Annotated in this window: 23 protein-coding genes and 3 pseudogenes; 18 read left to right on the top strand and 8 right to left on the bottom strand. The window is 70.9% G+C overall.

Features of this window, described 5'->3' with window-relative positions:
- Positions 1-1,114: S8 family serine peptidase (locus D474_RS0108460; RefSeq protein WP_017613152.1), on the bottom strand; the 1,114-nt coding region annotated here is incomplete at its 3' end.
- Between the two features lie 230 nt (positions 1,115-1,344).
- Between D474_RS0108460 and D474_RS0108455 the strand changes: the two genes are divergently transcribed.
- Together D474_RS0108455 and otsB are read left to right on the top strand one after the other, a co-directional pair.
- Positions 1,345-1,629 (top strand): DUF3263 domain-containing protein, encoded by a 285-nt coding sequence (locus D474_RS0108455; RefSeq protein WP_017613151.1) that lies wholly within the window; start codon positions 1,345-1,347, stop codon positions 1,627-1,629.
- Positions 1,629-2,462 carry a trehalose-phosphatase gene (gene otsB, locus D474_RS0108450; protein ID WP_017613150.1) on the top strand — a complete coding sequence of 278 codons (834 nt, stop codon included), beginning with the start codon at positions 1,629-1,631 and terminating at the stop codon, positions 2,460-2,462. Before D474_RS0108455 ends, otsB begins: the two co-directional genes overlap by 1 nt.
- Before the next feature lie 18 nt (positions 2,463-2,480).
- On the opposite strand, the gene D474_RS0108445 is transcribed toward otsB, so the two are convergent.
- Positions 2,481-3,515, bottom strand: coding sequence for a serine hydrolase domain-containing protein (locus D474_RS0108445; protein ID WP_026118290.1), 1,035 nt, complete (start codon positions 3,513-3,515; stop codon positions 2,481-2,483).
- 200 nt (positions 3,516-3,715) lie between these two features.
- Between D474_RS0108445 and argJ the strand changes: the two genes are divergently transcribed.
- A complete protein-coding gene (gene argJ, locus D474_RS0108440) occupies positions 3,716-4,876 on the top strand; it encodes a bifunctional glutamate N-acetyltransferase/amino-acid acetyltransferase ArgJ (RefSeq protein ID WP_017613148.1) in 1,161 nt (386 codons plus the stop codon).
- An 83-nt stretch (positions 4,877-4,959) separates the two neighbouring features.
- On the top strand, positions 4,960-5,238 hold the full coding sequence (locus tag D474_RS0108435; RefSeq protein ID WP_017613147.1) for an HPr family phosphocarrier protein: 279 nt from the start codon (positions 4,960-4,962) through the stop codon (positions 5,236-5,238).
- Positions 5,239-5,247: 9 nt separating this feature from the next.
- On the opposite strand, the gene D474_RS0108430 is transcribed toward D474_RS0108435, so the two are convergent.
- Both D474_RS0108430 and D474_RS0108425 read right to left on the bottom strand, forming a co-directional pair.
- On the bottom strand, positions 5,248-6,882 hold the full coding sequence (locus D474_RS0108430) for an AMP-binding protein (protein WP_017613146.1): 1,635 nt from the start codon (positions 6,880-6,882) through the stop codon (positions 5,248-5,250).
- 362 nt (positions 6,883-7,244) lie between these two features.
- Positions 7,245-8,348, bottom strand: a complete 1,104-nt coding sequence (locus D474_RS0108425) for a baeRF2 domain-containing protein (RefSeq protein WP_017613145.1) — start codon at positions 8,346-8,348, stop codon at positions 7,245-7,247.
- Between the two features lie 225 nt (positions 8,349-8,573).
- Between D474_RS0108425 and D474_RS0108420 the strand changes: the two genes are divergently transcribed.
- The 3 genes and pseudogenes from D474_RS0108420 to D474_RS0108410 all read left to right on the top strand — a co-directional run bounded on the left by D474_RS0108420 (position 8,574) and on the right by D474_RS0108410 (position 11,915).
- The gene (locus D474_RS0108420) at positions 8,574-8,825 is read left to right on the top strand and encodes a CsbD family protein (RefSeq protein WP_017613144.1); all 252 of its coding nucleotides are present in this window, start codon (positions 8,574-8,576) and stop codon (positions 8,823-8,825) included.
- 448 nt (positions 8,826-9,273) lie between these two features.
- Positions 9,274-10,172: pseudogene (locus tag D474_RS34245) on the top strand (LysR family transcriptional regulator).
- A gap of 81 nt (positions 10,173-10,253) precedes the next feature.
- Positions 10,254-11,915: a YfcC family protein gene (locus D474_RS0108410; protein WP_449289346.1), complete on the top strand. Its 1,662-nt coding sequence runs from the start codon at positions 10,254-10,256 to the stop codon at positions 11,913-11,915.
- Between the two features lie 24 nt (positions 11,916-11,939).
- On the opposite strand, the gene D474_RS0108405 is transcribed toward D474_RS0108410, so the two are convergent.
- A complete protein-coding gene (locus D474_RS0108405; protein WP_026118289.1) occupies positions 11,940-12,797 on the bottom strand; it encodes a helix-turn-helix domain-containing protein in 858 nt (285 codons plus the stop codon).
- A gap of 148 nt (positions 12,798-12,945) precedes the next feature.
- Here D474_RS0108405 and D474_RS0108400 point away from each other — a divergent pair, with 148 nt between their 5' ends.
- The 7 genes and pseudogenes from D474_RS0108400 (at position 12,946) to D474_RS0108370 (ending at position 20,148) form a co-directional block, all read left to right on the top strand.
- The gene (locus D474_RS0108400) at positions 12,946-13,890 is read left to right on the top strand and encodes an alpha/beta hydrolase (RefSeq protein WP_017613141.1); all 945 of its coding nucleotides are present in this window, start codon (positions 12,946-12,948) and stop codon (positions 13,888-13,890) included.
- Between the two features lie 263 nt (positions 13,891-14,153).
- A complete protein-coding gene (locus D474_RS0108395; RefSeq protein WP_017613140.1) occupies positions 14,154-15,191 on the top strand; it encodes a nitronate monooxygenase in 1,038 nt (345 codons plus the stop codon).
- A gap of 161 nt (positions 15,192-15,352) precedes the next feature.
- Positions 15,353-17,441: pseudogene (locus D474_RS28005) on the top strand (penicillin acylase family protein).
- 410 nt (positions 17,442-17,851) lie between these two features.
- On the top strand, positions 17,852-18,658 hold the full coding sequence (locus D474_RS30390; protein ID WP_017613137.1) for a hypothetical protein: 807 nt from the start codon (positions 17,852-17,854) through the stop codon (positions 18,656-18,658).
- On the top strand, positions 18,655-19,272 hold the full coding sequence (locus D474_RS27995; RefSeq protein ID WP_017613136.1) for an ATP-binding protein: 618 nt from the start codon (positions 18,655-18,657) through the stop codon (positions 19,270-19,272). Before D474_RS30390 ends, D474_RS27995 begins: the two co-directional genes overlap by 4 nt.
- The gene (locus tag D474_RS0108375) at positions 19,269-19,475 is read left to right on the top strand and encodes a hypothetical protein (RefSeq protein ID WP_017613135.1); all 207 of its coding nucleotides are present in this window, start codon (positions 19,269-19,271) and stop codon (positions 19,473-19,475) included. Before D474_RS27995 ends, D474_RS0108375 begins: the two co-directional genes overlap by 4 nt.
- A gap of 85 nt (positions 19,476-19,560) precedes the next feature.
- Positions 19,561-20,148 carry an acyl-CoA-like ligand-binding transcription factor gene (locus D474_RS0108370; RefSeq protein ID WP_017613134.1) on the top strand — a complete coding sequence of 196 codons (588 nt, stop codon included), beginning with the start codon at positions 19,561-19,563 and terminating at the stop codon, positions 20,146-20,148.
- 39 nt (positions 20,149-20,187) lie between these two features.
- Here the strand turns inward: D474_RS0108370 and D474_RS27990 are convergent.
- Positions 20,188-22,612: pseudogene (locus D474_RS27990) on the bottom strand (penicillin acylase family protein).
- A 45-nt stretch (positions 22,613-22,657) separates the two neighbouring features.
- Between D474_RS27990 and D474_RS0108360 the strand changes: the two are divergent.
- A complete protein-coding gene (locus D474_RS0108360; RefSeq protein WP_017613133.1) occupies positions 22,658-23,593 on the top strand; it encodes an NADP-dependent oxidoreductase in 936 nt (311 codons plus the stop codon).
- A gap of 62 nt (positions 23,594-23,655) precedes the next feature.
- Here D474_RS0108360 and D474_RS0108355 read toward each other — a convergent pair whose 3' ends face one another.
- Positions 23,656-23,850, bottom strand: a complete 195-nt coding sequence (locus D474_RS0108355) for a DUF1918 domain-containing protein (RefSeq protein WP_017613132.1) — start codon at positions 23,848-23,850, stop codon at positions 23,656-23,658.
- Positions 23,851-23,973: 123 nt separating this feature from the next.
- Between D474_RS0108355 and D474_RS0108350 the strand changes: the two genes are divergently transcribed.
- Entirely contained in the window at positions 23,974-24,204 is a 231-nt protein-coding gene (locus D474_RS0108350; RefSeq protein ID WP_152476685.1) for a hypothetical protein, read from the top strand.
- Here the strand turns inward: D474_RS0108350 and D474_RS0108345 are convergent.
- Entirely contained in the window at positions 24,191-24,775 is a 585-nt protein-coding gene (locus D474_RS0108345) for a TetR/AcrR family transcriptional regulator (protein ID WP_017613130.1), read from the bottom strand. The two genes, D474_RS0108350 and D474_RS0108345, sit on opposite strands and share 14 nt — an antisense overlap.
- Before the next feature lie 81 nt (positions 24,776-24,856).
- Between D474_RS0108345 and D474_RS0108340 the strand changes: the two genes are divergently transcribed.
- Positions 24,857-25,732: an oxidoreductase gene (locus tag D474_RS0108340; protein WP_026118287.1), complete on the top strand. Its 876-nt coding sequence runs from the start codon at positions 24,857-24,859 to the stop codon at positions 25,730-25,732.
- Between the two features lie 206 nt (positions 25,733-25,938).
- On the top strand, positions 25,939-26,166 hold the full coding sequence (locus tag D474_RS0108335) for a hypothetical protein (RefSeq protein ID WP_017613128.1): 228 nt from the start codon (positions 25,939-25,941) through the stop codon (positions 26,164-26,166).
- Positions 26,167-26,203 lie beyond the last annotated feature (37 nt).

The raw sequence follows: 26,203 nt of genomic DNA, 5'->3' as shown, positions 1-26,203 counted from the left end.
CCTCCTCCGCGGCTCGCGAGGCGGCGATCTCCTCGTCCTCCTCACGCCGCTCGGCCTCCACTCCGTAGGGGTCACGCGTGGAGCGGCGCACCCACATGACCAGAGCGAGGATCCCGAACAACAGAACCGCGCCGACGACCGCGAACCACACCCACACCGGGATCTGCGCACCCTGGTCGGTCTCGTCCACGAGGTCCTCGTCGAAGACGGGGCTGTCCTGCGCGGCCCCCTCGGCCTCACCCTGGGCGCCGGCCAGGCTCAGCGCGGGCACCCCGCCCGGGCCCTGCTGTGAGCCCTCGAGCACGGCGTCGTGCACCTGCTCGGGCTGGAGCTGCGGGTAGGCCGAACGCAGCAGCGCAATGCCGCCCGCGGCGACCGCTGAGGCGTAAGGAGCTCCGCTGACCTGGGTCTCGCTCATGTCCGGGCCTGCGGTGTAGAGCTCGGCGCCAGGTGCGGTCAGGTCGATCTCGGAGGCGTCCGCCGTGTTTCCGGCGAGCTGCCCGTCCTCGTCGGTGGGCGCGACGGTGAGCACGTTGGGGTCGCCGCCGTTGCCTGCGGGTCCGACGACCACAGCACCTGCGGCGACCGCGGCCTCGGTGGCCGAGGCCATCTCCGCGCCGGTCTCCGGCAACACCACGACCTGCGCCCCGTCGGCGGCGGCGGAACGGATCGCGCCGTCCATGTCGTCGTCGGTGGGCAGCGCCCGGAGAGTGGCGGAGGGGGCCGCGCCCAGAACGCCGCCGTCCGCGTCCATGCCGTGGCCGTGACCGGCGATCAGACCGGCCATCCCGGTACCGAGGTCCGTGTTCCCGGAGTTGTCACCGAACTCGGTGTCAACGGTGAGGTTGTCCCGCAGGTCGGGGTGGTCCTCGTGGACCGAGGGGCCGGGCACGGCGACCTCGATGCCCGCGCCCTCGGTCTCCTCCCACATCTCGGTGGCGCCGATGGCCTCGAGCCCCCATTGGTCGGGACGGAAGTCGGGGTGCCCCACACCGTTCTCGGCAGCGGCCGGAACCGCTGTGATCCCGACCACGGTGGTGACCGCGCACGACGCCGCGATCCCCCTGATCCCGTGCCGTGTGTGCATCCTGGTGCGGTTGTTTCCCCCGAGCACGTCAGGCTCCCTCGAACGATGCGGTCGACGTTCCACGCGGCCCTCCCCGGACCCCCATAATTCTTTCATGAGCACAGGATTCCGGCGCATACAAGTGGCCAGGAGGGTAGGGAACGCAACTGTATCCCTGCTGCCAGTCATGGGTTTTCGACCCTCCACGCGGCATGTCGAGTCGCTAGCATGAGTCGCGCCGATCCGGACAAACCAATTTCCCGTCCAGGGGGTGTCCCATGCCGAATATCGGTCCGTCCGAGGACGGCCAGTCGGCCCTCGCCGAGCGCGAAGAGCGCATCCTCGCCTTCGAACGCCAGTGGTGGAAGTTCGAGGGCTCGAAGGAACAGGCGATCCGTGACGAGTTCGGCTTCTCGCCGACCCGCTACTACCAACTCCTCAACGGTCTGGTGGAGCGCCCCGAAGCGCTCGCCTTCGATCCCCTGACCGTCAAGCGGCTGCGCCGTCTGCGCGCGGACCGCCGCCGCCAGCGCAACGCCCGCCAACTGGGGATCCGCCTCTGATGGACACCTGCCCGCCCTCTCCCCGCACCGATGCCGGACGCCTGGGGCTGGACGCGTTCCGGTCCTCCCCCGGCCGGGCTCTGGCCGCATTCGACTTCGACGGGACTCTCGCGCCGATCGTCGACGACCCCCGCAGTTCGGCCCCCTACCCCGGCATCGTTGCTGCCCTGAGCACTCTGGCTGCACGGGTGGGCACCACCGCGGTGGTCACCGGCCGGCCGGCGGGGACCGCCGTGCAGTTGGGCGGTCTCGACGAGGTACCCGGCATCGTCGTACTCGGCCACTACGGGGCCGAACGCTGGGTCGGCGGCCGCCTGATCGCCGCCGACCCGCCCCCCGGGGTGAACCTGGTGCGGGACGAACTGCCCGCCCTCGTGGACTCCGTCGGGGCCCCCGAGGGCACGTGGATCGAGGACAAGGGCCGATCTCTCGCGGTCCACACCCGCCGCGCCGCCGAGCCGGACGCCGCGCTCGACCTCCTGCGCCCGCGCCTGGAACGCCTGGCCGAGCGGGCCGGACTGGTCACCGAGCCCGGACGCATGGTGGTCGAGCTCCGCCCACAGGGTGTGGACAAGGGGGCTGCACTGAGAGGGCTCGTGCACGAGGTCGCCGCAGGCTCCGTGCTCTATGCCGGCGACGACCTCGGTGACCTGCCCGCCTTCGACGCAGTGGACGACCTCCGCGAGGAAGGGGTGCCCGGGGTGACGGTGTGCTCCGCCTCCGACGAGGTCACGGAGGTCGCCGACCGCGCCGACCTGGTCGTTCCCGGGCCGGGCGGCCTGGCCGAGTTCCTGCGCGGGCTGCCGGCCACCCTGAACACCCCGGCCCCCTGACCCCTGGGCCGCCACGCCTCATGCCTGGGAACCGTGCGCCTGCGGCACCAGCGCCGCTCGCGCCGCCGACCGCAGGTCCGTCAACCCGGTGCGGTCGCGCCCGTAGTGCACCGCGTTGGTCAGCACACCCACGTACCGGCCGCTGCGCGGGTGCATGAACAGGCTCGTCCCGGTGAAACCGTTGTGGTAGACGACGCCCTCGGGCGTGACCAGCCATCCCAACCCGCGCGAGAGCCGGTGCCCGGCGTCCACGTGCGGCTGCCAGCTGGCGCGCACGAACGACTTCGGCACCGGTCCGCTACCGCCTTCGTTCACCCGGAGCATCTCCCGTGCGAACGCACCCAGGTCGATCGCCGTGGTGAAGGCCCCCGCGTGCCCGGCGACCCCTCCCATGAGCGCCGCCGCCTCGTCGTGCACCACACCCCAGGCGGGCGCGGCGCCGGCGAGACGGCGTTCGGTGGGGGCCACGGAAGGCGACCGGGCCAGCGGACCGAAGGCGGTCGAGCGCAGCCCCATCTCCTCCCACAGGTCCGCGGCCAGACGCTCCAGACCGGTGCCGTAAAGGCGTTCCAGCACCAGACCCAACAGGATGAACCCCTGGTCGATGTACTGGTAGCCGGGTTCCTCCAGCGGGTCGGACAGGATCGCCTCGGCGAGGTCCTGCTCCGTACCCACGTGGCGCTCCAACCACGTGACCTGGTTGAGCCTGCTGGTGTGGGTGAGGATCTGCCGGGTGGTCACCCCCGCGCCCGGCAGGTCCTCGTCGGCATCCAGGTATTCGGACACCGGGGTGTCGATATCGAGCATCCCCTCGGCCACTGCCTGCCCCACCAGCGGCCACGTCGCCATGACCTTGGTCAGGCTCGCGAGGTCGTAGGAGACGTCGGGGGCGGTGTCGTGGTCCCCGGTCGTCCGCCCCACCGCGACGAACTCCCACATCCCTCCCGTCCCGATGACGGCGGTGCCGCCGGGCAACCACCCCGCGTCCACCATGACCTTCAGGACGCCTCGGAGCCGGGCCCCTGTCTCCGTGAGCCAGTCACCATCGCGCACCACACGCCTCCCCCCGGTGTTCGTGTTCTTACGCCGGATACCCCGTAACCGCGCCGATGTCACACCGGGGCTCCACTGCGAACGGTACGAAACCCTCGCAGGTCGCGGCCGTAATCGGGTGCGTGTGTCCCCAGTAGGCTGATCCCGACACCCGGGACGGGCACCCCACCGGCAGACACCCCGGGCGATGAGGAGTGACGATGAGCAACCAGACCCCCGTACCGGCCGGGTTCCGCGGAGTGGCCGGGAACATCGGCATCAAGGACCCCCACGACGACTTCTTCGTGGTCGTCTCAGAGGTACCCGCGCACACCTCGGCGGTGTTCACGCAGTCGCGGTTCGCCGGCCCGAGCGTCGTGGAGAGCCGGCGCGCGGCCGCCGACGGCCGCGTGCGGGGCTTGGTGACCATCGCCCGGAACGCGAACGTGGCCACCGGGGCCGAGGGCTCCGCGCACGCCCGCGAGGTGCAGGAGCTGGCCGCCCGCGCGGCCGGGATCCCCGCCGACGAGATGCTCGTGGCCTCCACCGGCGTCATCGGCCGCCCCTACCCCATGGACAAGGTGCGCACCGCGTTCCAGGCGCTGACCGCTCCCCTGCCCGCCGCCGACCTGGACCGTTCGGCCGCGGCGATGATGACCACCGACACCCGCCCCAAGACCGCAAGTGCGCGCGTGGGCGGGGCGACCGTCACCGGCATGGCCAAGGGTGTGGGCATGGTCGAGCCGAACATGGCCACGATGCTCGCCTGGTTCTTCACCGACGCCGAGCTCGACAAGGACACGCTGGACGGCGTCTTCCGCCGCGTCGTGGAGCGCACGTTCAACGCCCTGAGCATCGACAGCGACACCTCGACCAGCGACTCCGCAGCAATCCTCGCCAACGGCCTGGCCGGGCCCGTCGACACCGCGGAGTTCGAGGAGGCCCTGTACGGGATCGCGCTGCAGTTGGTGCGCATGATCGCCTCCGACGGCGAGGGCGCGGGCAAGCTCATCGAGGTACGCATGACCGGCGCCCGCGACGACGCGCAGGCCAAGCGAGTGGCCAAGACCGTGGTCAACTCCCCGCTGGTCAAGACGGCGGTGCACGGCGCGGACCCGAACTGGGGCCGGGTGGCGATGGCGGTCGGAAAGTGCTCCGACGAGACCGACATCCACCCCGAGAACGTGCGGATCGTCTTCGGCGACGTGGAGACCTACCCCGAGCCCTCCGACGAGAAGGTGCTGCGGCGCGCGGCCGAGTACATGGCCGGCGACGAGGTCGTCATCGGCGTGGACCTGGGCATCGCCGACGGGGCGTTCACCGTCTACGGGTGCGACCTGACCGAGGGTTACATCCGCATCAACGCGGACTACACCACCTGAGGCCGGATGTCGGGTTGCGCGGGCCCGTGCGCGGGGAAAGTACTCCGGACACGCGCGCCCGCCCCTGAGAACCGAGGACCGACATGCCCCAGCGCACCGTCGCCGTCGCCGCCCTCCTCGGGCTGCACGCACGCCCCGCCACGCTCTTCGTGCAGGCGGCCAAGGAGACCGGCCTGCCCGTGACCATCACCCGCGAGGGGCACAAGCCGGTTGCGGCCACGAGCGTGCTGGCGGTCATGGCGATGGGGGCCGGGTACGGGCAGGAGGTCACGGTGGCCTGCCCCGACGGTGAAGGGGCCGAGGCGGCGCTGGACAAACTCTGCGAGGTGCTCGCCACCGATCCGGACGCGGTCAGCGGCTGAGGCATCCGGTCAGAGCTCGTCCAGCAGCTCGACCGCGCGCTCGCGCATCTCGACCTTGCGTACCTTCCCGGTGACGGTCATGGGGAACTCCTCGACCACGTGCACGTAGCGGGGCACCTTGTAGTGGGCGACCCTCGTGCGGCAGAAGTCGCGCAGCGCGTCGCGGGTGATGGACTCGGCACCCTCGCGCATACGCACCCAGGCCATGAGCTCCTCGCCGTACTTGTCGTCGGGGACCCCGATGACCTGGGCGTCGAGGATGTCGGGGTGGGTGTGGAGCACTTCCTCGATCTCGCGCGGGTAGATGTTCTCGCCGCCGCGGATGACCATGTCCTTGATCCGGCCGGTGATGGCGAGGTATCCGTCCTCGTCCATGACGGCGAGGTCGCCGGTGTGCATCCAGCGTGCTGAGTCGACGGCCTCGGCGGTCTTCTCGGGCATGTCCCAGTACCCGAGCATGACGGAGTACCCGCGGGTGCACAGTTCCCCGGCCTCACCGCGCGGAACGGTCACGCCGGTGGCGGGGTCGACGACCTTGACCTCCAGGTGCGGGCCGACCCGGCCGACGGTGGACACACGGCGTTCCAGGGAGTCGTCGCGCCGGGTCTGGGTGGAGACCGGCGACGTCTCGGTCATGCCGTAACAGATGGAGACCTCGCCCATGCCCATGCGGTCGATGACCTGGCGCATGATCTCCTGCGGGCAGGGGGACCCGGCCATGATCCCGGTGCGCAGGCTGGACAGGTCGTAGTCCTCGAATTCGGGCAGCGAGAGTTCGGCGATGAACATGGCCGGAACCCCGTACAGCGACGTGCACCGCTCGGCCTGCACCGCCTCCAGCGCCGCAGCCGGTTCGAAACCGGGCCCCGGCAGAACCATGCACGCACCGTGGCTCGTCGCGGCCAGATTCCCCATCACCATGCCGAAGCAGTGGTAGAAGGGCACCGGGATGCAGATCCGGTCGTGCTCGGTGTATCCGAGCAGCTCACCGACGGAGTGGCCGTTGTTGAGGATGTTGTGGTGCGAGAGCGTCGCTCCCTTCGGGAACCCGGTCGTGCCCGAGGTGTACTGCAGGTTGATCGCGTCGTCCGGGGACAGCCCCGCACCGATCTCCTCCAGCTTCGCGGGGTCATCCCGGCGCCCGGCCGAACGGAGCGCCTCCCAGTCCGGCCCGTCGAGGAAGACGGTCTCGCGCAGCGCGGGACAGTTGCCGCGCACCTCCCCCACCATCGCCGCGTAGTCGGAGGACTTGAACGCGGACGCCGACACCAGCACGGACACCCCCGCCTGGTTGAGCACGTACTCGAGCTCGTGGGTGCGGTAGGCGGGGTTGATGTTGACCAGCACCGCCCCGATGCGCGCCGTCGCGTACTGCGTCAGCACCCACTCGGAGCAGTTCGGCGCCCAGATCCCGACCCTGTCCCCGACGGCCACCCCGAGGTCCGACAAACCCAGGGCGACCTCGTCGACGGCGTCGGAGAAGGCCCGGTAGCTCAGGCGCACACCCTGGGCGAGGTCCACGAGCGCGTCCCGGTCGGGGTGGGCGGCGACCGTGCGGGCGAGGTTGTCTCCTATGGTGTCGCCGAGAAGCGGGGAGTCCGAGGTTCCGGACGCGTAACTGGGGCTGGCGGCGGTTCGGCTCAACTCCGGGGCTCCTAGGGTCTGTTCGGCGAACACCAATTACCTGCTGCGCGGCGCCCCAGCGGCACTCTCACAGCGTTCTCATCAGTCAACGGCACATCCAGGCCGACTCCTTCTTCGGCCTTGTGACAGCAGCACTGGACACGCCGCTCGCAACGGAAGGCCGTCCACCGAGCAGACCCTCGCGATGCGGGAGGCATGAGCGGGCGTCCGGAAGGGGCGGGTCGCCCCTACCCGACCTTGTAATACAGATCACATCTACCACGCGCCCCGTGCCCGCGTGAAGGCTCGAACCCACCGCACACACGGAGGGCGGGGTGCCGCGCTGCAACCGGCACCCCGCCCCCGGGCCTCTCGATCGCCTCTCAGGACGCGAAACGCAGTGCGGCCGCGATCCCTTCGTCGGGGTCGAACTTCTGCTCCGGCACGAGCACCAGCTCGGCACCGGTCGAGGCGAGCGCCCGGACCAGGGCGGGCCCGGCCGCGACCTCGATCGGGTCGCTCACACCCATGTCGCGCAACTCCTGGGCGTTCAACGAGATCTGCTCACCCGACGGGCCGATCCACAGCTTCCGGTCGGCCCCGGGCAGTTCGTCCGACCACAGGAGCGTGCCGACCTGGCCGCGCTGCAGGGCGTGCACGACGGAGTCCAGGCCCTCGGCCGAGGATCCGTCGGCCGTTCCGCTCTCGAACGACTCGACGGCCGCGCGCACGTCCTCGTCGGCCTGGCGCTCCAGGTACTGGTCCAGCTCGTCCTCGAGCGGGGACTCCTCGGAGCCGGCCGCCCGGGAACCCGCCTCCAACTCGACCGCGAGGTCGCGCGCCCGGTCGGGCAGCTTCTCCACGAGGTTGCCGCGGACGGCGATCTCGCCGGCGACGGCGACCACCTCGGCGTTGCTGCGATCGACGAGCGTGCTGAGCGTCTCGACGACCTGGTCGAGGTTGTGGCCGACCTGCTCGTCCGCGGCCCGCTGCATCTGGTTGTGGTGGTAGGCACCGCCGCGGGGCTTGTGGACGGGGTGGTCCTCGCCCTCGACCCGGCGGGTCACCGTGCGCCCGTCGGCGTACTCGGCGGTGAGATCGGCGCCGATGCTGTCGACGACGGCGAGCACGTACGGCACGTGCCGCCCCTCGGCTGCCAGCGCCGGCAGCGGGTCCGGCAGGGTTCCAGCAGTGGCGAAATGGTCCTGCGGCGGTACGGAGACGGTGGAGTCGAGCACCACCTTCCCACCGGCCGCGTACACGACCTGCCCGTGCGGTCCGGGCACGCCCTCGGTCGCGCCCACGACCTCGTCCATCGCCTCGAGCGTCGGCTCGTCGACGCCCTGTTCATGGAGTTCGTTCCTCGCCTGATCCCAACGGACGCGGATCGCATGGTCGGCGTCCTCGGCGTCGCGGGAGGTGTTGATGTAGAGCGATGCCACCGGGGTGGTCGTCTCGTACAGCGGCTGGAGGAAAGTCAGGTCCATGGTGCGCCCTCCATTCATTCGCTATCGGTGTTTCGTGAACATCTGGAGACCGCCTCGTCCATGGCCCTGCCCGACACGGTCGGTGGCAATCATCCGCTCCGGTGATCGATCAGGGTGTGATGGGACACCCGGATTTTGCCCGACCAACATGAATAGAACACGGATTGCATGGAAGGCCCACGGGTGAGAGCAACCTGAAACGATCGGAACCGCAAGGGGGTTCCCATGAGTCAGGAAGGCAAGTCCCAAGGCAAGGCCGACCAGGCCAAGGGAAAGCTCAAGGAAATGGCCGGCAAGGTCACCGGAAACGACAAGCTCAAGAGCGAGGGGCAGGCCGAGCAGCTCAAGGGCCGCACCCGCGAGGGCGTCGAGAACGCCAAGGACTCCGTGCGCGGGACCTTCGAGGGTCTGCGCGGTGACGATGACAAGAACGACGGGGACGAGGGCAAGAAGGACAGCGGCGACGATCGGGCCTGATGGGGCCCACGGGGGCGTCGCCGCCCCCTGCTTTCCCCCACCCCTCGGTTGCTGTCGCCGGAGGCGCGGTGCACACGGCGGAGGTCCGCCTGGGCGCGCGGGCGCACGAGGAGCAGGTCGGTGTTCGCGCGCGGAAGCCGGGTGACGGCCCACAGGACGGTGCCGGCGACGCCCTCGGCAGACAGCGGGCCGGGAAGCCCGGCGCGAACGGCCCCGGCGGCCGCGGCACCCCCGCGCAGCCGGTTCGGGGAGAGCCCCTCGGTCCTGGCAATGCCGGACGCGGCCTCCAGAACCCGCAGCGGCCCCGCAGGGAGGCCGACGGTGTCGCGCCGAACGCATCGACGTCCGTTCCCGCCCCTGATGCCCGGGCTCGGGCGTCGACGGGTCGATATGTCGGTCCGGCCGTCACCGCGTGCCGAACAAAAACCCCACATCCGCGCGTGCTTCCATGAGAGGCACGTCGAACGCGGAAGGTGGGAGCGTGCGGGGCATCGAGATCCGGGAACTGGAGTGCTTCCTCCTGGTCGCGGAGGAACTGCACTTCGGCCGGGTGGCCATGCGCCTGGGCCTGTCGGTGGAGAGGGCCCGGGAACTCGTGGAGCGGTTGGAGCACCGCATCGGGACCCCGCTGTTGGACACCTCCGGCGAACGCCTGCGTCTGAGCCCGTTCGGCGAGGAGTTCCTGGCGTCGCTGAGACCGGCGTACGGCGCGTTGGTGTCGGTGTTGGAGGACGCTCGTGACCGCGCTTCGAGCGGTCGGCGGTTGGTGCGGTTGGGGTTCCCGGGTCCGATGCGGGACCCGGTGGCGCGTGCGGTGAAGGTCTTCGAGGAGCGTTCGCCCGAGGCCCGGGTGGAGGTGGTGGAGAACCCCCTGGACGACCCGTTCGGGCCGCTGCGTGACGGCCGGGTGGACGCGGCGGTGGTGCTGCTTCCGGTGCGCGAACGCGACCTNGCCAGCCGCAGAGGCTCGCGGTCGCGGCCGATCACCCGCTGGCCGCGCGCGAGTCGGTCGGGGTGGAGGACATGGCGCGGGTGCCGCTCATACCGGTGCGTCGCACACCCGACCACTGGCTGCGGGTGCACGCGCCCACAGTCACCCCGCTGGGCAAGACGATCCAGCAGCACGACAGCGTGGACGGCCTGGACGACGGGCTGCGGCAGGTCGCGTTGAAGCGGGGCGGGATGCTGCTGTGCGGCTCGGTCGACGGGTACGAGAGCGCGGAGGACGTGGCGCTGGTGCCGGTCGCGGGCCTGCCGGCGTCCTCCTTCGGGTTGGTGTGGCCGCGCGGGGGGCGCAACCCCGGCGTTCCGGCGCTGGCCGCGGCCTTCTTCGAGGTCCTGGTCTAGAGCCTGTTCCTGTTCGGTGGACGCCTTCCGTCGCTTCGCGGGCAGTACTCGTAAGCGATCAACGACCGCTCGACCGGGCCCATGCGCCCGCGGGCGGGGATCTTGCTACCAGAGCAGGGTTCAGCGCCGATATTGGCTCTGGTAGCAAGATCCCCGCTCCAGAACCACCCGCACAACTGCCACGCGTTCAGATCGGGTGAACAGTGTGAACCTCCTGTTTCCCCCGTTGACCCGGGTGCGAGCTCCCCGTTTGGATGCGGAAGGGTAGACCGGTCGGTCCTCCCCCGCCGCCGGTCCCGACGCGACCGCGACAGAGGGCCCTCACCCATGAGCATCCCCGCACGTTCCACCCCCGAGGACGTGGACCCCGCCCGCCCCGCCCGCCGCCGGCCCCGCATGCCGCACATCTACGTGATCCTGGTGGCGGTGATCGGTCTCGCAGCGGGGGCGACCTACCTGGTGCCCTCGGGCGCCTACGACCTGGTCCCGGGCCCGCAGGGGGAGGAGATCGTCGACCCGGACTCCTTCCACCGGGTGGACGCCGACCCGCTGGGCCCGGTCGAGCTGATGACGGCGATCCCGCGCGGCCTGGTGGACGCGGCCGAGGTCGTGGTCTTCACGCTGGTCATCGGCGGGGCCTTCATGGTGCTGCGGGCCACCGGCATCATCGACCTCGGTGTGGGGCGCCTGGTGCGGCGCTTCTCCAAGCGCGGGCTGCTCGTTATCCCGCTGCTCATGGTGCCTTTCGCGGCGATCGCCACGTTCATTGGCACACCCGAGCTGAGCCTNCTGTTGCGGCTGGGCTTCGACTCGGTGACGGCGGCCGCGGTGGCCCTGTGCGCGACGGCGGCCGGGTTCACCGCGGGTGTGACCAACCCGGTCACCACCGGTCTGGCGCAGGACATCGCCGGTGTGCCGCTGTACTCGGGGGTGGCCCTACGGGCGGTGCTGTTCGTGTGCGTGGTCGCGGCGGCGGTCCTGTTCGTGACGCTGTACGCGGCGAGGGTGCGCCGTGACCCCGCACGGAGCCTGGTTCGGGAGGAGGACGAGGCCAAGCGCGCCCAGCTGGTACCCGACGACGAGGTTCCTGCGGCGTCGCTGCGCCAGAAGGCCGGGATCGTGGTCCTGGCGGCGTTCGCGGCGCTGCTGTTGTACGGGGTGCTGGGTCTGGGCTGGTTCATGCTGGAGCTGTCCGGGCTGTTCCTGCTCATGGGCGTGGCCGTGGGGCTGGTCGCCGGGCTGGGCAGCACGCGGATCTGCGACTCCCTGACCGACGGGATGCGCGACGTCCTCATGGGCGCGATGGTCGTGGGTGTGGCCCGGGCCGTGGCGGTGGTGCTGGAGGACGGCCGGATCCTGGACACGATCGTGCACGGGCTGGCTTCGGCGACCGAAGGGGTCCCGCCGGTGCTCGCACCGGTCGGGATGCTGCTGGTGCAGGGCGCGTTCAACTTCGTCGTGCCCTCCGGCAGCGGCCAGGCGGTCATCATGATGCCGATCATGGCGCCGCTGGCGGACATCCTCGGGGTGGCGCGGCAGACGGCCGTTCTGGCGTTCCAGGTCGGGGACGGTTTCGCGAACGTGCTCTACCCGACCTCGGGCTATTTCATGGCCTGCCTGGCGCTGTCCGGGGTTCCGTGGACGAAATGGGTGCGGTTCGTGTGGCCGTTGATGCTCACGTGGCTGGCGATCGGGGCGACGGCGCTCCTGGCCGCGCACGCGACGGGGTGGGGCCCGGTCTGACACGGGCCACCGGGGCGCCGGGCCTCACCGGGCCGGGTGGTCCAGTTGCGGGACCAGGGTCGCCAGCGCTTCCGCGTCGGGGGTTCCGGCGTCGGCCGACCACAGGATGAGCTGTTGCCGCTCCGCGCCCGCGTAGGTGAAGGAGTCCCAGTTCAGGCGCATGCGGCCGGCGGTGGGGTGGTGGAGCACCTTGGCGCCGAAGTCCTGGTCGGCGACCCGGTGCTCGGCCCACCAGCGGCGGAAGTCGTCGTCGGCGATGGACAGCCGGCCGACGAGCGCGGCCAGCTCGGGGTCGTCGGGGTTCTGCGCCGCCTCCCTCCGCAGGATGCCGACGCAGGTGCGGGCGACCGATTCCCAGTCCTCGTACAGCTCCCTCACCTCGGGCACGGTGAACGTGATGGAGACGTAGTTGCGGTCCGCTGCGGGCAGGCGCCCGAAATCGGTGATCAGGGCCGCGGCCGGCGGGTTCCAGGCCAGCACGTCCATCCGCGGGCCGAACACGATGGCGGGCAGGTCGGTGAGCTGGTCGAGCAGGAGCTGGAGCCGGTCGTGGGCGGCCTCGCGCCCCGGAACCGACATCACGTGGCCGCGGGCGTGGTTGAGGAGTTCCTCGGCGTAGGCCCTCTGCTCCGCGGTCAGCGCGAAGGTCCGGCACAGCGTCGCGAAGACCTGGTCGGACGGTGCGACCCGGCCCTGCTCGACCCGTGTGTAGTAGTCGGCGCTGACCGCGGCGAGCTGCGCGACCTCCTCTCGTCTCAGACCTGCCACCCTCCGCCGGGTGGAGGTGCCCACCACGTTGGCGGGGACATCCCCCGGAGAGACTTCGCTGCGCCTGACCCGGAAGAAGTCGCCGAGGGCTTTGAGCTGCGGTGACACGGACATGGATCCACCGTAGGACAGCCCGTCGGCGTTGTCCTGGGACAGATCTTTCCTATGCACGAACGCAGACTGGTCCGGCTCCGGACGGCGCGCGAGAGTGGGTTGCGAGACGGGGGAACGCCCCGGGACCTCACCATCGACGGAGGCACCCATGACCACCGGAGCCATCGAGCACATCACGTTCCGCAACCCCGACATGTACTGGGACATCGCTGCGGATCTGCACTTCCCGCCGGGCTTCGACGCCTCGGGCACCTACCCCGCGGTCGTCGCGGCCCACCCGATCGGCAGCTGCAAGGAGCAGACCGCCGGCAACGTCTACGCGCCGGCCCTCGCCGAGGCCGGTTACGTGGTCATCGCGTTCGACGCCAGTTTCCAGGGCGCGAGCGGCGGGGAACCGCGGTTCCTCGAGGACCCTGCACAGCGCGTGCAGGACTTCAGCCGCGTCGTCGACCACCTCGTCACGCTGCCCTACATCGACGCCGACCGGATCGGTGTACTGGGCGTCTGCGGCGGCGGGGGCTACGCGCTCGCGGCGGCCAAGACCGAGAAGCGCTTCAAGGCGGTCGTGTCGGTCACCGGTGCGAACTTCGGCAACCTCCAGCGGCAGATGGCCGGGCAGAGCGGCGGCGCCATCGCGGCGCTCGGTGCGATCGCCCAGCAGCGCACGGCGGAGGCACGCGGCGCGGAGAGCGCCGTCAACGGGTTCCTGCCCGAGACGGCCGAGGCCGCGCAGCAGACCGGTGACATCGACATCATCGAGGCCTTCGACTACTACCGCACCGACCGCGGTCGGGCGGAGAACGGGCACGTGCGCTTCGAGGTCGCGCACGGCACGGCGGCGCTTGGATGGGACGCGTTCCACCTGGCCGAGGAGCTCCTCGACCAGCCGCTGCTGATCGTGATCGGCGACAAGGACAAGCAGGGCGCGTTCGGCGCCTACCGCGACGGCCACGAGATCCACGGGCGTGCAGCGTCCACCGACAAGCAGCTCCTGGAGATCGACGGCGCTTCGCACTACGACCTGTACGACCGCCCGCACGGTGCGGGCAAGGCTCTGAAGACGATCGTCCCGTTCTTCGAGGACAGGCTCTGATGTTCGCTCGGGTCGGCCCCGGATCACACTCCGGGGCCGACCGGGAGAAAACGTAGGACCCCGGAAACATTCACCCTGATGACGGCCGCCACACCTTTCCGCCATTGTGAGCGGCCAACCGAATTTGCGGCACCGGCGCCCTCCCAGCAGAAGATCCCAGCGAAATTCTCTCCGATTCACCGGCACAGGAACGGCATGCCGACCTCCGGATGAAACAAAGCCGACTGTTAACCTTTTCGCAGGCAATCGGAGGGAGTGGGAAAATGACCGCGTCAGGACTTCTGAACGTACGACCGATCATCCAGGCGCCCATGGCGGGGGGCGCCTCCTCGCCCGACCTGGTCGCGGCCGTGCACGGTGCCGGGGCGACCGGTTCGCTGGCCGCGGGTTACCTGAGCACCGACGCCCTCGCCGCGCAGATCGCCGCCGTCCGCGAGCAGGGCGTGGACACCTTCGTGGTGAACCTGTTCGTGCCCTCGGACCTGGAGGGCGACCCCGACCGGTTGCACGAGTACCGCCAGGAGCTGGCCGAGGAGGCCGAGCGCCACGGGGCGACCATCGGCGAGGCGGTCCACGACGACGACGGCTGGGGCGCCAAGCTCGACCTGCTCACCCAGGACCCGGTTCCGATCGTGAGCTTCACCTTCGGCTGCCCCTCCGCTGACGTGCTGGCCCGGCTGCGCGAGGCCGGCTCGGCGACGGTCGTGACCGTGACGACCGTCGAAGAAGCGCGTCTGGCGGCCGCGCAGGGCGCCGACGCCCTGTGCGTGCAGGGCGTGGAGGCCGGCGGGCACCGGGCCACCTTCGACCCGGTCCACGGACACGACCGCCCCCTGCTGGACGTGCTGCCGGACGTGATCGAGGCCGTGGACATCCCGGTGATCGGCTCCGGCGGGGTCATGACGGGTCGGGACGTTGCCGCGGTACTGGACACCGGCGCGGTCGCCGCACAGCTGGGGACGGCGTTCCTGCGCTGCCCGGAGAGCGGTGCGCAGCCCGACCACAAGCTCGCCCTGAGCGACCCGACCTTCATCGAGACGGCGCTGACCTGGGCCTTCACCGGACGTCCGGCGCGGGGGCTGGTGAACCGCTTCATCGACGAGCACCTGGGGGCGCCGTTCGCCTACCCGGAGATCCACCACATGACCAAGCCGCTGCGTGCGGCCGCGGCCAAGGCGGGCGACACCGGCGGCATGGCGCTGTGGGCCGGGCGCGGTTGGCGCAAGTCCCGGGACCTGCCCGCGGCGGAGCTGGTGGAGAAGTTGCGCGCGGAAGCGTCCGAGGCTGGCGTGCAGGTGTGAGGTTGCGGTGACGCGAGGGAACCGGCCGACCTGTCTCCCTTGGTCGGCCGGTAGCACCTTCCGCCGTGCTCGGCACCGCGGCCTTACTGCCAGGTAACAGATGCGAGTCGGCTTCGACCGGATCATGGCTTGTGTGACCCAAGGCACTCTAAAGTTCCGCCATGGGTGTTCTGCGCAAGCACGTCCTCCTTCGAGTGCTTCTGGGTGTCCTCGCAACCGTGACCGTCCTGGCCCTGATCGCTGCACTCCTGAGTGTGTGGGCGGTACGGCGCCCGTTCCCGCAGACCTCCGGGGAGCTCGAACTACCCGGCCTGAACGCCGAGGTCACGGTGGTACGCGGCGAGCACGGCGTCACCGACGTCTACGCCGACCACGCCCACGACCTGTTCATGGCGCAGGGGTTCACGCACGCGCAGGACCGTTTCTGGGAGATGGACTTCCGCCGCCACGTCACGGCCGGGCGGGTGTCCGAACTGTTCGGCTCCGAGCAGGTCGAGACCGACATCTTCATGCGGACCATGGGGTGGCGCCATGTCGCCGAGCAGGAGTACGAGCTGCTCGACGAGGACACCCGTTCCTATCTGGACTCCTACGCCGACGGCGTCAACGCGTGGCTGGAGGAGAACGGGGGCACCTCGGCCTCCCTCGAACACAGCCTCCTGACCGCGATGAACGGCGGCCACGAGATCGAACCCTGGGAACCCGCCGACAGCCGAGGAGTGCCCCTTCGACGTGACCGGCTTCGGTTTCTCCGGCCTGCCCGGTGTGGTCATCGGCCAGAACGAGTCGATCGCCTGGGGCACCACCAACCTCTATCCCGACGTCATGGACCTCTACCTGGAGGACGTCGAGGGCTCCGACCACCGGTACGGGGACGAGTGGCTACCGGTGGAGACGCGCGAGGAGACCGTGGAGGTGCAGGACGGCAACGACGTCGACATCACGGTCCGCAGCACCGTCAACGGACCGATCATCTCCGACGCCCAGGCCGCCGCGGACCAGCGCGAGGCCGGCCGCGACCACGAGGACGGCTCCTACGACGTCTCGCTGCGTTGGACCGCTCTGGAACCCGGACACACCGCGGACGCGATCTTCCGGATGAACCGGGCCCGCGACTGGGACGGGTTCCGCGAGGCGGCACGCTCGTTCGAGGTCCCCTCTCAGAACCTCCTCTACGCCGACGAGGAGGGCAACATCGGCTACCAGGCCCCGGGCAACGTCCCGGTGCGCGGCGAGGGCGACGGGCGCTACCCCGCGCCGGGGTGGGACCCCGACCACACGTGGGAGGACCGCGTGCCCTTCGAGGAGCTACCGAGCGTGTTCAACCCGGAGTCCGGTCTGGTGGTAACGGCGAACCAGGCGTCGGTGGACGACGAATACACGCACATGCTCACCGACGACTGGGACTACGGCTACCGGAGCGCGCGCATCGACGACCTGGCGGAGGAGGCGCTGGCCGACGGCCCGGTCGGGATGGAGGACATGGAGCGTATGCACATGGACTCCTACCACCTGGCCGCCGAACCGCTCGTCCCGCACCTGGTGGCCGCCGACCTCGACGACGCCGACGGGGTCGCCGCGCAGGCGCAGGAGGAGCTCGCCGACTGGGACCTGTACACCGACCCCGATTCCGCCGGAGCGGCCTTCTACCAGGCCACGTGGCGGCACCTGCTGCCGGAGCTGTTCGAGGAGATCGAGCCGGTCCGGATGAGCCACAACTCGCGCGGCATGTACGTGGTCAACAACCTGCTGGAGGACCCGGACTCCCCGTGGTGGGAGGGCGAGGACACCAGCGGGCGCGAGGAGGTGCTCGCGGCGGCGATGGAGCAGGCCGCGGACGAGCTCGAGGGCCTGCTCGGCGACGACCCGGCCGAGTGGCGGTGGGGCGACCTGCACACCCTGACGGCGACGCACGAGTCCTTCGGCACCTCGGGGATCCCGGCCGTGGAGCGCCTGTTCAACCGGGGTCCGGTGGAGAGCTCGGGCGGGTCGAGCATCGTCAACGCGACCGGGTGGGAGGCCTCCGAGGGGTACGGGATCGTGTCCGTGCCGTCGATGCGGATGGTCGTGGACCTCTCGGACCGCGACGGGTCCACGTGGGTGAACCTCACCGGCAACTCCGGACACGCCTTCCACACCAACTACGACGACCAGTTGGAGATGTGGAGCGAGGGCGAGACCCTGCCGTGGGCGGTGTCGGAGGAGGCTGTGCGGGACGGGGCCGACGACGAGTTGGTACTGCGGCCCTGAGCATGCTCCGAGGGGTTCCGAGGGTCGAGGGGTGCTGCGTGCGGGGCGCGCAGCACCCCTCCGCAATCGACAAAAATTCCGACAATATGCGCGGCTCGGAATTGTTGAATATTGAACCTGGTTCTTCCGGCCACCCCTGCTGACCTGGGAGAACAAGAAACCTGGTCCTTTTTCGCGGAAAAGCTTGCCGATCTCGTGTTCGGTTCCTCTACAGTTCTTCCATCACCTCGATCACCCAGGTCGCCGAGCCGGTGAGAGCCGGGCCCGGTCGGGCCTGGCCGCGGCCGGGACCACTCGGGCGCGGCTCGGGGTGACCCCACAACTGAACACACGGTGACCCCGCGACGGCTTTCCTGCCGCCCGGGGCCCTGGCCAGCAACATCAACCATTTCAACCAAGGAATTGCCAGCATGCCCAAGTGTATCGCTGCCGTGTTCAAGGCTGCCCTGGAACTCCTCCGGGAACTCCTCCAGGCACTGTTCTCCCAGCCCAAAGGCCGCCACTCGGCCGGTGAGGCCCGTCGCCGCCGCGCCAAGCGCGTGCGCCGCTACGCCCCGATGATCCCCGCCACCCCGGCCCCTCTGCCGTCGCACCCTGCCGTGCGCAGGTCGCAGGGCGAACCCGGTGAGCACCCCCGCTCGGAACCCCCGACGGCGCTGCGGGCCTCGACGGCCCCGGCGACCCCGGCGGCCCTGAGGCCACCGTCGGTCGAGTTCGAGGCCGACGAGGTCGCCCTGGTGCGCCCCTACTATCGTGCCCACGAGACCGGAGCTGCGGCCGGGGCCGAGGCCGACCGGATCCAGGACCGTGCCACCGCCCGCCTGCGCGCATGGGGCGCCGACCTCGACCACCTGGAGTTCGGCCCGGATTCCGCGTTCTCCTTGGGATTCGACCCCGGCCCCGCCCCTGACGGGACCCGCGCCCGCGCCTACACGCTCGACGAGTACCGGGATCCGGACCCGGAACCCGAGCCACCCGCCCCGGCGGCCAGCAGCGCCGGGCGCACTGCCGCACGCGGTCACGGCTGCGGTGCCGTCGGCGGTGTCGACGGCAGTTCCGGCCCCACCACCGACCCGACCGACACCTTCCGCGTCCCGGGCCCGCGGATGTCCGGGCCGCGGGTGCCCGCGCGCATGAGCGGCCTTCCACATCTGTCACGGATCCGCGCCCGCCAGCAGCAGCGCCGCTCCCGGACCCTCGCGGAGGTGGGTGCATGAGGAGCGTCCACGCCGTGCCCGATTTCCACGCCGTACCCACCGTGTGGGAGCCGCGGGCCTACCCCGGCCACCTGTGCCATCTGCACGACGTCCGCGCCCACCTGTCCCGTGACCTGGGCGGGTTCGACACCGACCTCGTCGACACCATCGGCCTGTGCGCGAGCGAGCTGTTCGCCAACTGCGTCAAGTACACCGATTCCCGGCATCCGGGCGGCGAAGTGACCCGGTTCCTGAACTGGGAGGACGACCGGATCCGCCTCGGCTTCACCGACCACGGCGGTTCCGGTGGGCTGCCTGAGATCCCGGACGAGCGCACCGACGACGAGTGGGCGTGGGCAGAGGGCCAGCGGGGGCTGCTGATGGTCGAAGCGTTGTCCACAGCCTGGGGGTATCTGCCGACAGCGCCCTGGGCCGACCTGGGCACACACGTGTGGGCGGAGTTCCAGGTCCCTCCCGGAACCCCCGTGCCCCGGCACCTGGCCGCCTACGTCTTCACCGAGCTCCACACCGGCGGTCGAGGGGCTCCCCGACCTCGTGTCCGAGGGGGACGCACAGTCCATAAGCTGGACGACATGTCTGATCTCGCCCGCCCGAAGCGGGGTGGCCTCCGGTGAGGAACGCCGCCACCATCGTGTCCTTCGTCGTCTTCATCGTCGCCTTCGTCGCCACCCGCGACCTCACGCGGACCTTCCTGGCGTCGTGGGTCGACCTGGGGGGCGTCGCGCTCTGGGCCGCCTCCTTCGCCTCGTCCCTCGCGCTGGCGGGGCTCGCCGCGGGGCTCGTGCTCCAGATCTTCCGGTTCTTCGACCGCGGCTGACCCCCGCAGAAAACCCGTCGGTCCCCGGGGATCCGCCGCGTTCCATGGATTCCCGGGGCCGGTCTGCGTAGGCCATGATGTGCGCATGGGTTTGCGAGAGCGGAAGAAGGCGGCCACACGCGCCGCGATCCGACGCCAGGCGCTGGCACTCATCCTGGAGCAGGGCTACGAGGCCACCACCACAGAACAGATCGCCGAGGCCGCCGGGGTCTCGGCGAGCACCTTCTTCCGCTACTTCCCCACGAAGGAGGAGGCGGTCCTCACCGAGGACGTGTTCGCCCGGGTGCACCGCTACTTCCTCGACGAACCCGCGGGGACGCCCCTCACCGACGCCCTGCGTTCCGGGGTGCGCCGTGCTTACGCGGAGATGAGCGGCGACGACCGCGATGAGGACCTCGACCGGCGCCGGCTCATGTTCACCGTTCCGGAGCTGCGTAGCGCCCTGATCGCACGGCACGCCACCGGTATCGGTGAGCTCGCCGAGGACGCCGCCGAACGCACCGGACGGCCGGCGTCCGACCTCGACGTGCGCGCGTGGGCGGGCGCGTTCATCGGGGTGCTCTTGTCGGTCTCGCTCTCCGTCGCCGAGGAGGGCGGCGGCGAACCCGCGGACTTCGCCGAGCTCCTCGACAGCGCTATCGCGCGTGTGCAGGGCGGCGCCCTGGACCTCTGAGGCGGGGCGGGGTCGCTGCGCCCCGCCCCGGAAGCGGGATCAACCCTGCGGGATCAGCTCGATCGTGTGCTGGGTGTCGACCTCGACCGCGTCCTCGCTGTAGTGCAGCGGGACGTAGTCACCCTCGCGCCACGGGTCGACGTGGTCGTCGTAGTGCGGGCTGTCGGGGTCGCCGGACTGGCCAGGGGCGTTGACGGCCAGGGAGGAGTCCCACTCGCCGACGTCCATGACCATCCGGAACGAGGCACCCGCGTTGTGCCGGTACTCGTCCTGGTCCATCCCGGAGCGGTTCACCGTGTGGTTGGAGCCCTGGCGCTCGAACGGCCCCAGGTCGTCGCCGACCGGCTGCTCGAACACCGTGTGGTGCAGGTCGCCCCAGCGCCACTGGGTCGGGTCCGCGCCCAGGGATCCGGAGACGTCCGCATAGGCCGCGGCCAGGGACTCGACGAGGATCCGGTCGCGCTCGGCCTCGGCGTCGCCGTCGAGCCACTCCTCCGGGTGGTGGAGCGCGTCCAGCAGCGCCCCGGCGTCCTCGGTGTGGTCGGCGAAGGCCGCGAGCTCGGGCGAGACCGCCTCGTAGAAGGCCGGGCCCAGGTGGCGGGCGAACCAGGTCTGGTAGAGGGCCGCGGGCGCGGAGTCCACCGTGTGGTCGCCGTCCCAGCCCGCCAGGATCTCGGCCGCCGCGCCCGCCTGTGTCTCGGCGTCCGGGACCGCGAGGTCCTCGAGCAGCGGAAGCGCCTCGCGCACGGTCAGGTCGACGTCGTCGTTCTGCAGGTCGCCGGCTTCCTCCAGGGTGTGCGGGCCCTCGCCGCCCAGCACCTCGGCGATGCGGTCCTGGCGGAACCCGGGGTCCCACTCGTAGCCGAGGTTGTTGTCCTCGGGCTGGTTGTACTCGTTGGCCGTGGAGAAGAAGCCCTCGTCGGGGTTGTGCACATACGGAAGGTCGTCGCGGAACCCGTCCCACTCGTGGCTTCCGTCGCCGGGAACGGGGAGCAGGCCGTCGTCGTCGCCGCGCTCGGGCACGCGTCCGGCCGCGACCCAGCCGATGTCGCCGTGCACGTCGGCGTAGGTGTAGTTCATCGGCGGTCCGCCCCAGCCGTCGAGGACCGAACGGAACGCGTCGAAGTCCTCGGTCTGCATGAGCTCGAGGCTGTTGAAGTAGGCGGTGGTGCCGGGCTCGGTCCAGGTGGTGCGCACGGCGTAGGCGGTGTCGGAGTCGGTGTCCTCGGAGACCACCGGGCCGTGGTGGGTGAAGCGCAGCTCCACCTCCTCGGTCGAGCCGTCGGGCAGCTCCAGCTCCTCGGTGACCGTGTCCATCTGCTTCCACTCGCCGTCGTGGCGGTAGCGGGTGGGGGCGTCGGGGTCGACGTCGTAGAAGAGCAGGTCCTGCTGGTCGGCGGCGAGGAACGTGAGCCCGAAGGCGGCCGTCCCGTTGTGCCCCATCGCCACACCCGGCAAGAACGGTTCACCCGCCCCGACCACGTCGATGTCCGGCGAGGTCAGGTGCACGACGNNGCGGGTCGCCGGCCAGGATCGGCCGGCCGGTGTCGGTGAGCTCGGGTGAGACGGTCCAGCTGTTACTGCCCTCTCCGCCGTTGGTGGTCAGCGGGGCGTCCTCGTCGTCCTGTGCCAGGCGGGCGGAGCCGTCCTCGTCGAAGGAGACGTCGCCGGTGGCGAGCTGGTAGGTGTCCAGGACGTCGTCGGGCACCGAGCACGGTTCCAGCCCCTCGGGCAGGGACGCGGTGTGCTCGGGTTCCATCCCGAGCAACAGGTCGGCGTTGGCGAGCTCGTCGTCGCAGGCCACCTGGGTGCGGGTGAGTTCGCTGGCGAGGTTCTCCCCGAGAGTGTGCGTGCGGATGCGGACGACGTCCTCGGGTTCCCAGCGAGCCGGTTCGTAGCCGAGCTCGTCGAACTCGGGCGGGCGGTGTTCGGGGTTGTCCTCGAGCCAGTCGACGTAGGCGTTGATGCCCTCGGCGAAGCGGGTCGCGGTGGTGCGGGCCTCGGGGCCGTAGCTCTCCCACTCCTGTTCCATGTCGCCCCGGTACAGGAACAGCCGCGCGGCGCGGTCGCGCTCCACGAAATCGGGGCCCAGGGCCTCGGAGAGCTCGCCCAGGCCCTGCCTGCGGTGCAGGTCGATCTGGAACAGCCGGTCGCGGGCGGCGTTGACGCCCTGGGCGTAGAAGAGGTCCTCGTCGGTCTCTGCGGTGATGTGCGGGATCCCGGCGGAGTCGAGGGCGATGGAGACCTCGCCGTCGAGTCCGGGCAGATGGAGTTCGTCGCGGTCGGCGGTTCCGGCCGGCGCGGCCCCGGTCAGGGCCAGTGGAGCGCCGATGACGGCGGCGGAGATCAGGGCCGTGACTGTGTGTCTGCGCAAGATGCGTCCTTGAATCGGGGGGAGGAGCGGATCGGGGGGACGCGGACGCAGGAACCTTACATCGGGCGCTGCGGGTCGGAAAGATCCCACACGGGGCGGAACGGGTGTGACACTGGGGGCATGACGAGCCACACGATGCGAGCCATCAGGCAGGAGACCCTGGGTGCCCCCGACGTTCTGAAGGAGGAAGAACTGCCCGTGCCGAAACCCGGCCCGGGTCAGATCCGCGTCCGGACCGTCGCGGCGGGCGTCAACCCCACCGACTGGAAGCACCGCGAGTCCGGGGCGTTCCTCGGTCAGCCGCCGTTCGTCCTGGGCTGGGACGTCTCCGGCGTGGTCGACGAGGTCGGGTTCGGCTCGACCCTGTTCCGCCCCGGCGACGAGGTCTTCGGGATGGTGCCCTATCCGTACGGCGTGGGCACGCACGCCGAGTACGTCGTGGGCCCGACGCGTGCGTTCGCGCTCAAGCCCACCGAGGTCGACCACGTCACGGCCGGTGCGGTACCACTCGCGGCGCTGACGGCGTGGCAGGCCCTGGTCGACACGACCGGGGTCGGCGCCGGCGACCGGGTGCTGGTGCACGCCGCGGCCGGCGGGGTGGGGCACCTGGCCGTGCAGATCGCCAAGGCGCGCGGGGCCCACGTCATCGGGACCGCGAGTGAGCCCAAGCACGAGTTCGTGCATTCGCTGGGCGCCGACGAGGTGGTCGACTACCGGTCGGCGGACGTCGGCGAGGCCGTCCGGGACATCGACGTGGTTCTGGACGCCGTCGGCGGGGCCGACCAGGTCGAGAAGTCGGTGCGTTCGCTGAAGCCCGGCGGCACCGTCGTGACCCTGCTGCCCTTCGACGCCCCGGAGACGGCGGCGCGGGCCGAGGAGCAGGGGTCGCGGATCGCGCAGATGCTGGTGGAACACGACCACCAGGGCATGCGGGCGGTCGCTGCTCTTGTGGCACGGGGGGCGCTGCGGCCCACCATCGCCGAGACGTTCCCGTTGGCGGAGGCCGCACGCGCGCACGAGATCGGTGAGCGCGGCCGGACGACGGGGAAGATGGTGCTGACCGTCGGGTGAGACCGGCGTACACACGTCGAGGGGGTGGCGGCCTGGCCGTCACCCCCTCGTTCTGCTCAGGGTCAGTCCGCGGGCGAGCGGGACTCCACCACGGTTTCGGGCCCGGGGTAGATCACCATCTCCTCGCCGTCGGGGAACCGCACGAGGTAGGGCGGCCCGTCGTCGGCGCCCCGGACCTCCACGATCTCTCCTGTTTGCTGACCGTCGCTGCTGTGGGCCCCGTGCGTGTGCACGAGGTCCCCGATGTGTGCGCGCATGGTTTCCCCCGTTCGAGGCGGACGGATCGGCCGCAACCGGGATCTACCCGGAGGTCCCGCGCGCCGAAACGGTCCGTGCGGGACCTCCCCGCCCTTCTCCGTCTGCGCGTCACACCGGACGGAGTGAGCTCCGAGCGCGTCTACGACCACATGCCGGACCGGCCGGAGATGGAGGACTGGGGTTTCCGGAAACCGTCGATCGCCGACCTGGAGGCAGAGATGGCACGCCGGTCGCCCGAGTGGCGCCCCGCCTGGGTCCGGCTCCTGGAGGGCGAGGTACTGCACCACCCGCCGGCCGGCCTGCTCGCCCGGGCTCGCGGCGAAAGCGCCCCCTCCGGCGTCAGCGGGGGCTGAGGCCGGACAGCAGGAGGTCGACGACGGCGGGCAGGTGGTCGTCGAGCTCGTGGCGGGACCCGGCGTCGGCCAGCGAGGTGAGGCCGTGCAGGGTCGCGGGGACGGTGATGGCGATGGTGCCGGGGTCGACGTCGGCGATGGTGCCCTCGCGCTGGCCCTCGGTCACGGGGCGCAGCACGGTCTCCAGGAGCCGGCCCACAGCGACGGTGAGCTCCTCGGGCGGGTCGGGGGCGTGTTTGCGCGCGTACATCAGCTCCAGGAGCGCCGGGTGGTCCAGGGCGAAGCCGACGTAGCCGCGGGCTAGGGCGAGCAGGCGCTCGCGCAGGGGTCCGGGGACCTCGACGGCTTCGCGCATCCGGGTGTCGAGACGTTCGAACCCGGTCAGGGCGAGGGTGTCGAGGAGGTGGTTCTTGTCGCGGAAGTGCCGCCCGGGGGCCGCGTGGCTCACCCCGGCCCGACGGGCCAGCTCACGCAGTGACAGCGCGTCGGGGCCCTGCTCGGCGAGGGCTCTCTCGGCCCCTTCGAGCAGGGCGGCGCGCAGGTCTCCGTGGTGATAGGGGCGGTGGGCCATGCGCCCCAGGATAGCCCGATGTATACGGCGCCATCATTGTTGTCATTGACAACTTCTCCGGCGGCTGCCTACGTTGTGAACATGCAGACCAACGCCGTTTCCCTTCCCGACCTGACCGGACGGACGGTCGTGATCACCGGGGCCAACAGCGGCCTCGGCTTCGAGACCGCCCGCATGCTCGGCGGCCAGGGCGCCCGTGTCGTGCTCGCCGTGCGCAACGAGGACAAGGGCCGGGAGGCGGCCCGGGAGCTCCCCGGCGACCCAGAGGTACGCCGCCTGGATCTCGCCGACCTGAAGTCCGTGCGTGCGTTCGCCGAGGACTGGTCCGGCGACATCCACCTGCTCATCAACAACGCAGGTGTCATGGCACTGCCCGAGGGCCGCACCGCCGACGGTTTCGAGACGCAGTTCGGCGTCAACCACCTCGGCCACTTCGCGCTCACGAACCTGCTGCTGGAGCACGTGAGCGGGCGGGTGGTCACCCTGTCCTCGGGCCTGCACCGGCTGTCGACCGGAATCAACTTCGACGACGTGCACCTGGAGCACGGGTACACGCCCTACCGCGCGTACGGGCAGTCGAAGCTGGCCAACCTGCTTTTCACCCTCGAACTCCAGAACCGTCTGGACGCGGCCGGCTCGCGCGTGCTGTCGACGGCCGCCCACCCCGGGTACGCCGCCACCAACCTGCAGAGCCACGGCGCCGACCCGTTCTCCCGCAACGTGGCCATGTTCGGCAACCGTGTCATCGCGCAGAGCGCGTGGGCCGGGGCCCTGCCCACGGTCTACGCCGCGACGCAGGACATCGACGGCGCCGGGTTCGCCGGCCCGGGCGGGCTCTTCGGCATGCGGGGTGCACCCACGGTCTCCTCCCGCAGCCCTGCCGCGAAGGACCCGGTCGCGGCCGAGCGGCTCTGGGAGCTGTCCGAGGAGCTGACCGGGACCTCCTTCCCGCTCTGACCTCCGGCCCGCGGGGCGGGGTGCACCACCGGGTGCGCCCCGCCCCGTTCGTGTGTCCGGGGTGGTGCGTGTGCCCAGGTTCGGCAGGGTCGATCGCTGCTCGTCGAGAAAAATCGCATCCCGTACCAATCCTCACGCGCTGCGGCTCCGGATCCCTGGTGACACCTGACCGCCCGCCCGTCACAGGGACACCGAAAGGAACCGCCGTGCTTCCGTCTCTCCGCAGCATCGCCGCCCTCGGGACCACCGCCGCGGCCGGGGCGGTACTCGCCCTCGGTACCGCCGCACCCGCCTCCGCGCAGGAGGAGCTCCCCGAGCAGACCGAGCAGCCGGCCGACGCCGAGACCACGGGTGACGACGGCCTCCTCGGCCCGGTCCTGGGCCAGTCCGGCCTGGTCACCGTCTTCATCGGCAACTACCAGATCAACCACTGACCGGAGCGGTGCGGCCGACCGCTCAGAGGCGGCCGCC

It is taken from the genome of Nocardiopsis salina YIM 90010, assembly GCF_000341025.1.
GTDB lineage: Bacteria > Actinomycetota > Actinomycetes > Streptosporangiales > Streptosporangiaceae > Nocardiopsis > Nocardiopsis salina.
This window is presented reverse-complemented; position numbering and strand designations above follow the sequence as displayed.